Here is a 13,542-nt window from a genome sequence, read left to right as displayed (position 1 = left end):
AGTGAGCCTGACTTTGCTTGGCACAATTCTAATTGTAGAAGATTCTCCCAGCGAATTGGAATTAATGAGCCATTATCTCAAAGAGAGTGGTTATAACGTAATTAAAGCAAGTGGTGCAAAAGAGGGTTTAGAAAAAGCTGTGTTAGAAAAACCAGATGCAATCGTTACTGATGTAGTAATGCCAGAAATGAGTGGATTTGAATTGTGTCGTTCTCTGAGAAGAAATCCGATTACTGCAAAAGTGCCGATTGTAATTTGTAGTTCCAAAAATCAAGAAATTGACCGTTTGTGGGCGATGAGACAAGGTGCAGATGCCTATATAACTAAACCTTACACCCGCGAACATCTTCTACGTACTATTAAATCAGTGGTAATTTGAATCAATGACTAGTACAAACATTACTCTTTCTTCAAAACCAACCCCAAATAACTTAGCAGATGGTTATCTTAAGTTTCAGTTAAATCAACAAACTACTGCTGTTTTATCAATGAGGCATACGCAAGAAGCAATTATTGTGCCTGTTGAATCTATTACCTCGATGCCCAATATGCCCTCCTGTATATTAGGATTAATGAATTGGCGGAGTCGGATAATTTGGGTAGTTGATTTGCCAAGAATGCTCAATTTAGAATCTCTAGATTCTCGACTGCGACAGTACAATGCGATCATTATCCGAGTGGAATCATTGGTATTGGGCTTAGTTGTGCAAGAAATAAAAGGTACAACCAAGTTCGTAGCTGATGCTATTCATTCCCCTATAGGACAAGTAGCATCCAGTTTAGTTCCTTATTTATGTGGCTGCGTTGTGCAACAGAAAGAAATATTACTGGTATTAGATGCACAGGCGATTGTGCAGTCTTCTATTCTCCACAGTGATTAGGGTGTACTACTAAAAAAAAGATTTTTAGTGTTCTTATTCACATACTTAGGAGAACTACTTTTATGTTTAATAAAACCAACACAAATCAAGGTAGTGGCGCTCAGAATCGAGCATCACTGATTTCATCCCAAAAAGCGATTGGGACTGTAGTAAAGCTACCAAGTAAGCCGACTACTGAACCTGCTAATAATTCTTCTTTGAATCAGGCTATTGGCTATTTTTCAAGGCTGGGATTGGTTAAGAAAGCGACTATTTTAGCGATCGCAATCGGTACAATACCAGTATTGAGCATCGGCGCGATCGCTTTTAGCTTTGCCAACAAATCGATTACTAAGCAAATTACTCAATCTCAACAAGCCGAAGCCATTGGCTTAAGTGATAAAGTTAACCGTTTCATGTTGGGACGCTACGGAGATATTCAGGTAATATCAAGTTTGCCTTTTTTGATAAGTCCCCAAGCTAGTGTCAGTATTACTACCCAAGAAAAACAAGCAGTCTTAGATGGAGTTGTCGAAGCTTACAAAGCTTATGACAGCGTTGCTGTTTTTGATCGCCAAGGTAACTTGATTGTTCAATCCACAGGTGAACCCCTGGACAACCAAAAAGACCGTACCTACTTTCAAGACGTTTTGCAAAAAGATACTCCTGTGATCAGCAAACCTGAAGTGGCAAAAAATACAGGTGTAGTGAGTATTTATATAGCTGCACCCCTTAAAGAGCCAAGGACGGGCCAAACCATTGGCGTGGTAAGAGCGCGTATGCCCGTAAAATCTTTAGAGGAAGTCATCAAAAACTATGTAGCCAATGGACAACAATACCATTTGCTTGATGCTTCAGGAACAGTTTTATTGAGTCCACAAAAGGAATTATTGGGGAAAAATGCAAAGGCAGAGTATCCCAGTTTACCTAAATTGCTTGCAGCCAAAAAGGTAGATAGTTTTATAGAAGTTCCTAAAACTAACAGAAAACAAGAACTAGTCAGCTACGTACCAGCTAGTAAGTTAGATAGCTTACCAGATTTAAACTGGCAAGTACTTTTATCCACAGACACAGCAATTGTATTTGAGCCGCAAAGACAATTATTGTGGACTATAGCCATCGGTACAGCACTGACGGCATTTATTGTGGCTGCGATCGCATCTCGGTTAGCTAAACTGACTACACAGCCAATTCTGAATGCGACTGCGGCATTAGCAAAGCTAGGTCAAGGTAAATTCAATACCCGTGTGGAAATCGAAAGAGAAGACGAATTAGGGTTATTGAGTGCAAATATCAACCAGATGGCTGAACAATTGCAGGTCTTAGTTAAAGAACAAGAACTGGACGTTGAAGGGGCAAAATTACTGGCAGATATTACCCTACGGATTCGGAGAATTCTCAAAACTGAAGATATTTATCACGCAGCAGTGAAAGAAGTTCACCGAGCTATAAAAACAGACCGGGTAATCATTTATAGTCTGAATCCAGACACTTTGGATGGTGTCGTCGTTGCCGAATCGGTAACTGGTAATTGGCCGGAAATGCTGGGAGTGAAAATCGACGATCCTTATTTTCGGGAACATTATCTAGAAACTGATCACGATGGAGAGGTGCAAGCAGTTGCCAATATTCATCAAGACCAAAGCCTGAAAAATGCCGACGCTTACATGCAACTGTTAGAAAAATTTGCTGTCAAAGGTAATTTGCTCGTACCGATTCTTGCCCAAGAGCAACTTTTAGGCTTATTAATTGCTCATAATTGCGAAACTCCTCGTGTTTGGCAACAGCCGGAAATTGACTTGTTTCAACAGATAGCAACTCAAGTCGGTTATGCCTTAGAACAAGCCAAGTTATTAGAAGAGATAGAACAATCTAGAAATGTTGCCGTAACCGGTTCAGACGAAGAACGGCAACAAAAAGAAACACTGCAACAGCAACTTTTAGAACTGCTCAACGATGTAGAAGGTGCAGCCAGGGGCGACTTGACAGTGCGGGCAGATGTGACTGCTGGCGAAATAGGCACTGTTGCCGACTTTTTCAACTCCATTGTGGAAAGCCTCCGGGATATTGTTACCCAAGTTAAACACGCTGCTACCCATGTGAATACAGCTATTGGCTCTAACGAAGGAGCCATCCGCGACTTAGCAGAGGAAGCACTCATACAAACTGCTGAAATCAACCGCACTCTTGATGCTGTTGACCAAATGACCCAATCCATGCAATCCGTAGCCGAAAGTGCCGAAAAAGCTGCCTTCATTGCCAACCATGCTGCTCACACCGCCACCAAGAGTGGACACGCGATGGATTTAACAGTAAAAAATATCCTGTCCTTGCGGGAAACCGTTGGTGAAACTGCTAAGAAAGTGAAACGTTTGGGAGAATCTTCTCAACAAATTTCCCGCGTGGTTTCCTTGATTAACCAAATTGCTATTCAAACCAACTTACTAGCCATTAACGCCGGCATTGAAGCAGCGCGTGCAGGTGAAGAAGGTCAAGGTTTTGCCGTAGTTGCTGAAGAAGTCGGCGAATTAGCAGTCAGGAGTGCCGCAGCAACCCAAGAAATTGAACAAATTGTTGAGAACATTCAACGAGAAACCAGTGAAGTGGTGCAGGCGATGGAAATAGGCACTACCCAAGTGGTGGAAGGGACTCGAATTGTGGAGGAGGCTAAAGAAAGTCTGAGTGAAATTTTGGATGTATCGCTTCAAATTGACTCCTTAGTGCAGTCGATTTCCACTGCAACTACATCTCAAGTAGAAACATCGCAAAGTGTCAGCCAATTGATGAAAGATATCGCTGCTGTATCACAACGCACCAGCGATTCTTCTCGCCAAGTTTCCGAATCTCTGCAACAAACTGTGGAGATTTCTCAGCAGTTGCAAGAGACTGTTGAGGCTTTCAAAGTTAGTTAAGTTTGTCATTTGTCCTTTGTCCTTTGTCCTTTGCTATTTGCTAGTGACCAATGACCAATGACTTTTGTTATTTGTCCGTTGTCATTTGTCCTTTGTCCTTTTACTAACGACTAATGACTAATGACCAATGACTAATGACTAATGACCAATGACCAATGACTAAGGATAAAAACCATGTTACAAGACGACAAAGAACTGGAAATCCAGATGCAGTTTCTGGAAGAAGCAACTGATTACTTAAATACCCTGGAAGGGGTATTACTGGAAATTGATACTACTAACCGCATTGATTTGGATAAAATCAATGCTGCACTCCGGGCCACTCATTCTATCAAAGGTGGCGCGGGGATGATGGGATTTAGATCGCTAAGTGATTTAGCTCACCGTCTGGAAGATTCCTTTAAAGTTTTAAAAACTAAAAAAAATTCTCTAGAAATTGATACTCAGTTGCAAAGTTTATTGCTATCTGGAGTTGACTGGCTGCGTCAGATTGTAGAATTGCTTGCAGAAGGAAATGTTGTCGAAGATCAGTGGTTAGCAACCTTTTGTTACCCAATTTTTGATGAGTTGCACGATCGTTTGGGCGACCCCACCCCTGAGGATGCCTCAACCATGCTATCCCCAGAAGATGGACAAGACGTTATCCCCTTGCTATTTGCAACAGAAGTAGAAGAGTGTTTGCAGCGTCTAGAATCTATATTGGCAGATAGCGAACAGCCCGGATTGCATGAAGAAGTTGTGATCATGGCAGCTGAATTGGGCGGTTTGGGGGAAATGCTCCAGTTGCCAGCTTTTACCAAGCTTTGTGAGTCAGTAACCCAGCAATTGGAAACTGTTAGCAGCGATCGCATTCCAGAAATTGCCCAGTTAGCATTGCAAGCATGGCGGCGATCGCAAGCTTTGGTGCTGACAAATCAACTAGATAACTTGCCTACAGAACTTGACTTAAATATTTATACGCAATCCCAGCCACTATTACAAGCAGAAGTAATACCACAGCTTCTCCCTACAGATACCCTTGACACAGAAGTAGTGTCAACATCTGTTTGGCAAGCAGAAATAACTCCAGAAACTTGGACTAAAGATGAAGCGTTGGCGCAGCCCCCACTTCTCTACGAGACGCTGCGCGAACGGCAAAGCTCAGTGACCGCCGCAGGTATCGCTGCTAATTTTACATTTGTGGATGCAGAATTTGCCGATGATGTTAATGGTGTCAATGTCACCGAGCAAAATACAATATTTGCTAGAGAAAATAATCCTCCAGACGCCAAATTTGCCGAAGGTAAAGCAGAGCCAAATGGCGTTGGCAAAGAGCGGGAAATTCATGAAAATAGCGTCCGAGTTCCTAGCAAACAACTAGAGCAAATTAATGATTTATTTGGCGAACTGATTATTCAGCGAAATGGGTTAAACTCGCAACTAGAAAAATTACGCAAACTCGTTCGGAACCTGAAGCAGCGAGTACAAGTTCTCGACCGAGAAAACCAGGATTTACGTACAGCCTACGACAAAATTTCTACTCAAGCTGCTACCTCGGCGGGGGTGCGATTACAAGCTGAAAATGGCCACCAAACACAAGGCACAGACAGAGAATTTGATGCCTTAGAAATGGATCGCTATAACGAATTAAACCTGCGATCGCAGGAAGTTATGGAAACCATTGTTCAGGTACAGGAAGTCACAACTGATGTGCAACTCAGTGTAGATGATACAGACCAAATTGCTCGGAAACTAAACAAAACATCCAAGCAGTTACAGACCAAACTAAATCACATCAGAATGCGGCCGCTGTCCGATTTAGTCGAACGTTTTCCTAGAGCCTTGCGCGATTTGAATGTGGAATATAAGAAAAATGTCCACTTAAAAATTGAAGGTGGCAACACTTTAATTGAACGCAGCATTTTAGAAGCATTAAATGAACCTTTAATGCATCTGTTAAGGAATGCTTTCGATCATGGTATCGAAGACTCTGGCACCCGTCGCCTTCTGGGTAAACCAGAACAAGGATTGATTGAAATTACAGCTACTCACCGCAGTAATCGCACCCTCATTACTATCCGTGATGATGGTTGGGGCATTTCTCTGGAGAAAATTCGCACCCGCGCCCTAGCTATGGGATTGGATGCTTCTCTACTCGCTAATGCTACTGATGAAGAACTATTATCACTAATTTTTGAACCAGGTTTTACCACCTCCGAGCAAGTTACAGCATTATCTGGCCGCGGTATCGGAATGGATGTGGTTCGCAACAACCTCAAATTGATTCGAGGAGATGTGAAAGTTGATACGGAACCAGGAGTTGGTACTACCTTCACCTTATCAGTACCATTTACACTTTCCGTAGCGCGAGTTCTGCTAGTAGAAATCAACAAAATGCTATTGGCATTTCCCACAGATGTCATTTCAGAAATATCCTTACTCCAAGACGAGCGAGTTTTCCAAATGGCAGGTAGCGAAGTCTTAAATTGGCAAGGAACCATGCTGCCACTGATTCGCCTGACTCGTTATTTAGAGTTTAATTGCCTGCGTTACGATAGCTCAGAGTTGGAAACTCCGGCAGCAATTAATGCTAACAGCGTGTTAGTAGTCAAAGGTAATAATCAGCCAGTAGCAATCCAAATAGACCGTTGTTGGGGTGAACAGGAAGTTGCTATCCGCCAAGTCGAGGGAAACATACCTTTACCTGAAGGCTTCAACAACTGCACAATTCTCGGTGATGGTCGAGTAGTACCACTAGTTAATGTCAATGAGTTGCTGTATTGGATTGCTACGAATCGGCGGACTCCTAGAGGGACTCAATTACCATCAGCAAGGTTAAAGACACCGTTTCTCATATTTGATGAAGACAAAATATCAGCAGCATCTGTTAAGCAGAAAGGCACAATTTTGATTGTAGATGACTCGATTAATGTTCGCCGCTTTTTAGCCCTGACTCTTGAAAAAGGAGGGTATCAAGTAGAACAAGCTAAAGACGGTCAAGATGCTTTAGAAAAACTCCATAGTGGATTGAGAGTTGAGGCAGTAATTTGCGATATTGAAATGCCTCGCCTTGATGGTTATGGCTTTTTAGGTAAGGTAAATTCAGACGTTGATACAAAAAATATCCCAGTTGCGATGCTGACTTCTCGTAGCAGCAATAAACATCGGCAACTAGCTATGCAATTGGGGGCGCGGGCTTACTTTTCTAAACCTTACAACGAGCAAGAATTACTCCAAACGCTGGAGGAAATAATTTGTACCGTAGCAGGAAAGGGGGCGTCTAATTGATAATTCAGAATTAGGTTTCATATATTTTCGTAGGGTGCATTATGCCAAAGGCTAACGCACCATTTTATAACAATTAAAAAAAAGAATGCGACAAACAGACCATTTGTAGAGACGCGATTCATCGCGTCTTTACTTTACCCAAGGACGTGTTGCAATCATTAATTGAATTGGTATTAGTATCCTGGCGACTATAAGTCGCGGCTACACAGACAAAACCCGCCTGCGCGGATTTATATCACAATACGCTTGGGTTAAAGGCTACTGGCAAAAATTTGGGTTTTTGAGACGCGATAAATCGCCGTCTCTACAATTGTTTTGGTATTATCTGAACTGTATTGATTGATATCACTAATAATCGCCTAGCTTTTTCGTGATACTATTTGTGTCAATTGAAATAATTTCTACATCAACTCAATTTGTAGTGAATTTATGGTAACTGTAACACTAACGGCTGTTGCTACTGCGATCGCAACTACACTTTGGACTAAAGCGCAGGAGAAAATCGGCGAAAATATTGGTGATGCTACATACAAGTTAGGTGGTAAGTTAATCGGATTACTCCGCCAGAAGAATAAATCGCCATTACTCACCAGTGCTGTTGAGGGAAATGAACCGCAGCGTTTAGATTATGGTCAAGCTGTGCTGGAACTGAAAGCAGCAGCAGACGCAGACCCAGAAATTGCTCAAGCTGTTGTAGAAGTGGAAACAGCAGCAAAAGCAGAACCAAAACTCACTCAAAAAATTCAAGAAATAGAAAATACCCTCAAGTCTCAACAGCCAACCATTCAAAATCTGACGCAGCTAGCAGAAAAAATTGGGGTTCTAAATCAAGGACAGATAAATAATCAAACTAATAACTTGACGTTTTGACTACAGCCGTCCCCAGGGGAGGATGGGACAAAGTTAACTCTCAATGATTGGCGTGAAGTCTGCCGTGAAATACTGGTAGAACGGCGATCGCTGACTACAAATCCTTTGACATCAAATGAGGGAGTCACCCTGCAAGTTGATGATGTTTACGTACCACTGGGATTAGTTGAGCGCAAAAAACCATCCAAGCGTCATGATGATATTTCTCCAGAACAGAGTTCAGAACTGTACAAGGAGACAGAAATCACCAAAACATTTGAGCATGATGCTTTTCTTGAACAAGTTCTCAAACAGAAGAACACGCCTAAAAGTCAAGGTAAGCGAATTGCAATTATTGGCGAACCAGGAGCAGGAAAGACAACACTGTTACAGCAGATTGCTGATTGGGTATCTCGTGAGATTCACCAGTCGATTGTGATTTGGGTATCTTTAGCAGATTTGCGAGATAAGGAACTAAAATCTTATTTGTTTGAGACTTGGTTGACTCAGATTGCTGAGAAAATAGGTAAAGGTGAAGCCACTAAGCAACTAAAGGATGATTTTGTTGCTCTGTTTAATCAAAATAATGTGTGGTTGCTGCTAGATGGGTTAGATGAAATGTCCGCATCTAATCCTCTAACAGAAATTGCCCGACAATTCCGTGAAGTAGGGTTAATTTCTCAAGCGCGAATTGTGCTGACCTGTCGGGTTAATCTTTGGGATGGCAGCATTAATGCACTTGATGATTTTGATACTTATCGCAGTTTAGATTTTTCTTACCCACAACAGGTAGAGAGATTTATTCACAAATGGCTTGCTAGTAATCCAGAAAAGGGGGAGCAGTTATGCACTGCGTTGAAAGAATCAGGTAAAGAACGGATTCAGGATTTAGTGAAAAATCCTCTGCGGTTGACGCTGCTGTGCTTGAATTGGCAATCAGGAGATGGCAAATTACCCGATACCCAAGCGGGACTCTATCAGCAATTTGTTGATGACTTCTACAAGTGGAAAAAAGAGAAATTCACTACAACATCTGACCAGCGTCAGCAACTCAATGTCAAACTAGGGAAATTAGCTAAAGAAGCTATAGATAAAGAAGCAACCCGTTTTCGCTTGCGTCAAGATTTCGTGAGCCGCTTCTTGGGAGATGCTGATGATGAAAATTCGCTGTTGAAATTGGCACTAAATCGCGGTTGGCTGAACTGTATAGGAATAGATACAAATAGAAAACCTGTTTACGCTTTCTTTCATGCCTCATTTCAAGAGTACTTTGCGGCTAAAGCAATTGATCACTGGGATTTTTTTCTCAAGCATGTTCCCAAAAATCCCAGTCAAGGAACTTATCACATCTTTGAACCGCAATGGAAGCAAACAATATTATTTTGGTTAGGGAGACAGGATTTAGCCCAGAATCAGAAAGAATTGTTTATTACAACTTTGATGAATTTTAAAGATGGATGTAATAAATGTAAGATATATTCTTGTCGAGCTTATTATTTAGCAGCCGCAGGTATTGCCGAATTTAGGGATTATTCTAAAGCAGATATAATAGTAGTCCTAATTATAATGTTGAGTGTTGGTTATTTCAATACCAAAAAACAGAAGTGGATAGAATTCCCCAATGTACTTAAAGAGGAAGCTAGGTCAGCATTGCAACATACAGACCGGACAAAAGCGATCGCTGCCTTAGTGCAACTGCTGCAATCAAAAAATCTGTCTGACTCCAGCCGTAACGAGGTAGTATCTAACTTAGGACAAATCGGCACAGGCAATGAATTTGCGATCGCAGCATTGGTAAAACTCCTGCAATCAAAAACTGTAGATGACACAACCCGTAGAGAGGCAGCAGAAAGCTTAGGGAGAATCGACCCAGGCAATGAATTGGCGATCACCGTCTTGGTGGAACTCTTGCATTCAACACATGTGGATGACAAGACTCGCAGGCAGGTTGCAAAAAGTTTAGGGAAAATTGACCCTGGTAATAAGGTTGCAATTGCTACCTTAGTGAAACTCCTTCAATCAAAAGATATAGATAAGAATACCCATCGGCAGATTGTATCCGAGTTAGAGCAAATTGGCACAGACAATGAGATTGTAATCACTGCCTTGGTGGAACTCCTCCAATCAAAAAATGTAGATGAGGATATCCATTGGCAGATTGTATCCAAGTTAGGGGAAATCGGCACAGGCAATGACATTGCAATTGCTACCTTAGTGCAACTATTACAATCACAAAATGTCTCTAGTTTTATGGGATGGCTGGCTGTATCTAACTTAGAGAAGATCAGTATAGGGAATGAGAAAGTTATCACTCCTTTAGTTCAACTGCTGCAATCACAAGATGTATCTAACTTTACGCGATGGCAAGCGGCAGAAAGCTTAAAGAAAATCAACCCTGGCAATGAAATTGCGACTACTAGCTTGGTACAACTGCTGGAATCACATGATGTGTCTGACTTCACTGATGTGCAAGCAGCGATAGAAAACTTATGGCAAATAAACCCTGATTATGAAATTTTAATCATTGTCTTAGTGCAACTGCTGCAATCACAAAATGTGTCTGACTCGATCCGTGGGCAGGCAGCAGAGAGCTTAGAAAAAATCGGTATAGACAATGAATTTGCGATCGCTGCTTTAGTGCAACTGCTGCAATCACAGGATACGTTAGACTTGACCCGTGTGCAGGCAGCAGAGAGCTTAAAGAAAATTGGCACAGGCAATGAATTTGCAATCGCTGCTTTAGTGCAACTGCTGCAATCACAAGATACGTTAAACTTGACCTGTGTGCTAGTCGCATCTAGCTTAGAAAAAATCGCTCCTGGCCATGAAAAAGCGATTGATGCTTTATTACAACTGCTGCAAGCAACTAATCTAGATCCCGAAATCCGTTGGCAAGCAGCATCTAGCTTAAAGAAAATTGGCACAGGCAATGAAAAAACAATTATTGCTTTAGTGCAACTACTGCAATCGATTCATCAGGATTACAACATTCGTTGGCAAGCCGCAGAAAGCTTAGGGCAAATCATACAAGATAATAAGCAGCGCTTTGAAGCAGTTAAAGCTTTTAATAGTTATTGGCAACTGAATCAAGAATCCTATAATGTCTTATGGAATTGCGCTCAGAATATGCCTTACCCCGATTTCTATCAAGCTTGGCATCAGCATAATATTGCTACTCGTGCGCTGCAAAGCTTAAAGAAAATCCTCTTCACAAGAATAATTTAACGTGAGTTCGACAAGTCTTATTTGACCTCTCCCCCAGCCCCTCTCCGACGCACAGAGGGGAGCAAAAAGCTTAATTTTTCGTTGCTCCTCCCTCTCCGTTTCGGAGAGGGAGGCTGGGAGGGAGAGGTTCATCGAACTCACGTTAGATTTAAGTACTTTTGCAGCACCGACGTTACAAATGAAGTTCCCCTGATAAAAACAGCTTGTCACTCATTACCAAGACAGACGCGGACGTTACCAATGTTTGTCTGTTAGCAACAACAGCTTAAGCATTTATTATAAATGGATACTCATTTGCTGCGATCGCGTACTCATTTGTAGCAAATGCTCTCTCATTCATAACTAATGCTTAAAATTTAATCAAACAAATTAAGCATTTATTATAAATGGGTACTCATTTGTAGCAATTGCTGCAAATGAGACAGCAATCGCTTATGCATTTGTTATAAATGCTTGAACGTTAGTCACAATAGCTTGAGTCTTTGTACCTAATGCTTGTGCAATTCTTACTAACAAGTAGGTTTTCTTGACTTGACAATCCATGAGTGATGAGCGCTTATTTCTGGATACGGTATTTATTCAGGCTCTATTGAATAGTTATCAAAACCCGCTTTGGAAATTAAATTTGAATATTATGTATTTATCAACTGTACAAGTAATGTTTTTTATTTTTTGACAAATTAATCCGAGGAGTTTTAAGTGACAAAAAACAATAGAAAAAAGGCTGTCGCTCAAGCTATTTCCACAGCCGTTGCTCTAGGCTGGGTGATGATAATGCAAGTGGAATCAGCGCAAGCTGCTACCTTGACAGTTAACAATCTCAATGACGGTGGCGTTGGCTCATTGCGAGATACTATCAACATGGCAACTAGCAATGATGTGGTAGAGTTCTTATTGGGAAGTCATCCTAGTACAATTGCCTTGACGAGTGGGGCACTTGCGATGCCTGCGGCAGGCTACGCCTACGCTAAGAATCTAACTATTAATGGCCCAGGTGCTAACTTACTTACCATCACTGGCAATAATCAATTCCCCGTATTTAACATTAGCGCCGCGAATGTTACACTTTCTGGGCTAGCGATCGCTGGTGATTTCAATGCTTACAATTTTAGTAACCTAACGTTCACTAATAGCACTGTTACAAGTGACAATGTGAAGATAGATAATGCTACTGGTAATCTAAGACTTATCAACAGCACTATCAGCAGCAAGGATAATATTGCGATTAATGCTAATCGAGTGTATCTCGATGATCATAGTAACCTAATCGGCGGCGACATAACTATTACAGCCAATAGCCTTGAAATTGTTGGTAGTAGTCAGCTAGCGACTCACAACACCGTCAACGGCAATTCTGGGCAAATTAGCAGTGATGGCAATAATTCAGAAGCAGGAGGTAACATAATTGTTACAGCCACCGATAACATTTCCTTGATAAATCCGGGTAGTCAGGTAACGGGCAATTCTGGGCATAGCAGTGGTGGCAATAATTCACAAGCAGCAGGCGACATAACTATTACAACCAGTTCTATTATATTGAGACCCGGTGCTTTTATATCGAAACCAGTACCCGAACCAAGTGCGATCGCTGGTGGTAGCAATAATTCCGGAGCAGGAGGTAACATAACTATCAACGCCCCTAATGGTTTCATAATCGCAGTACCCAACGAACCAAGCGCGATCGCTACTGGTAGCAATAATTCCGGAGCAGGAGGTAACATAATTGTTACAGCCAGTGAGGTTATTTCACTGACAACAGTACCCGAACCAAGTGCGATCGCTGGTAGTATACTTGCTGGTAGTCTGGCTTGGCTGGCAAAGAGAAAGCAAGCAGCATTTCGCAAGGCGAAGGTATAATTACGTCTTAGAATAAATTTGCAAATAGTTTAAATACGAAGCCCGCTCAGACTTCTCTCTGCGCGGGCTAATTATTTTATAGGCAATTAGCCGGACATAATATCAATTCCCTGAAACTAAAATACTTTCAGGAACCTTTATTAAGCCTCAACTTTTACGCCCTTCCAAAAAGCGACATAGCCCTCGATATTCTTAGCTTTCTCCTTGGCGCTGGGATAGTACCAAGCAGCATCTTTGTTGATTTGCCCATCAACGTCGATACTGTAGTAGCTGGCGACACCTTTCCAAGGACAAGTACTGTGGGTGTTACTGTCTGTGAAGTACTGCTTGTTAATAGTGTCAGCAGGGAAATAATGGTTGTTTTCCACAACTACGGTATTATCGCTCTCGGCTAAAACTGCGCCATTCCAAATTGCTTTCGGCATAAGTGATGTTTGCAAATAAACTATACACTTAACATTTTGACACGATCAGCTTATTTTATCCTCCTCAACGGCTACCTTACACGAGAGTCTATCCAAGCTCAAATGAATAGTGAGTAAGGTTTATAGAAAACTTTGCAATGCCAATTA

8 protein-coding genes are annotated in these 13,542 nt (G+C 41.6%); 7 read left to right on the top strand and 1 reads right to left on the bottom strand.

The genetic code is table 11. The features are described from left to right. Window position 1 precedes the first annotated feature (1 nt). The 7 genes from V7K30_RS20400 (at window position 2) to V7K30_RS20370 (ending at window position 12,970) form a co-directional block, all read left to right on the top strand. Window positions 2-379 carry a response regulator transcription factor gene (locus tag V7K30_RS20400; protein ID WP_012411883.1) on the top strand — a complete coding sequence of 126 codons (378 nt, stop codon included), beginning with the start codon at window positions 2-4 and terminating at the stop codon, window positions 377-379. Window positions 380-383: 4 nt separating this feature from the next. Then, the gene (locus V7K30_RS20395; protein WP_335002326.1) at window positions 384-881 is read left to right on the top strand and encodes a chemotaxis protein CheW; all 498 of its coding nucleotides are present in this window, start codon (window positions 384-386) and stop codon (window positions 879-881) included. 62 nt (window positions 882-943) lie between these two features. Continuing rightward, complete coding sequence (locus V7K30_RS20390) at window positions 944-3,772, top strand: methyl-accepting chemotaxis protein (protein WP_335002325.1); 2,829 nt, start codon at window positions 944-946, stop codon at window positions 3,770-3,772. Between the two features lie 174 nt (window positions 3,773-3,946). After that, a complete protein-coding gene (locus V7K30_RS20385) occupies window positions 3,947-7,039 on the top strand; it encodes a hybrid sensor histidine kinase/response regulator (protein ID WP_335002323.1) in 3,093 nt (1,030 codons plus the stop codon). 429 nt (window positions 7,040-7,468) lie between these two features. After that, window positions 7,469-7,909, top strand: coding sequence for a hypothetical protein (locus V7K30_RS20380; protein WP_335002321.1), 441 nt, complete (start codon window positions 7,469-7,471; stop codon window positions 7,907-7,909). 105 nt (window positions 7,910-8,014) lie between these two features. Beyond that, window positions 8,015-11,113: a HEAT repeat domain-containing protein gene (locus tag V7K30_RS20375; protein ID WP_335002319.1), complete on the top strand. Its 3,099-nt coding sequence runs from the start codon at window positions 8,015-8,017 to the stop codon at window positions 11,111-11,113. 699 nt (window positions 11,114-11,812) lie between these two features. Continuing rightward, complete coding sequence (locus tag V7K30_RS20370) at window positions 11,813-12,970, top strand: PEP-CTERM sorting domain-containing protein (protein WP_335002318.1); 1,158 nt, start codon at window positions 11,813-11,815, stop codon at window positions 12,968-12,970. Window positions 12,971-13,110: 140 nt separating this feature from the next. Here the strand turns inward: V7K30_RS20370 and V7K30_RS20365 are convergent, their stop codons facing one another. Continuing rightward, window positions 13,111-13,395, bottom strand: a complete 285-nt coding sequence (locus tag V7K30_RS20365; RefSeq protein ID WP_334688046.1) for a DUF427 domain-containing protein — start codon at window positions 13,393-13,395, stop codon at window positions 13,111-13,113. Between the last annotated feature and the right edge of the window lie 147 nt (window positions 13,396-13,542).

This window comes from Nostoc sp., from assembly GCF_036917655.1.
Classification (GTDB): domain Bacteria; phylum Cyanobacteriota; class Cyanobacteriia; order Cyanobacteriales; family Nostocaceae; genus Nostoc.
Note: the sequence above shows the minus strand (reverse complement) of the source record. Positions and strands in the feature narration are given on the sequence as shown.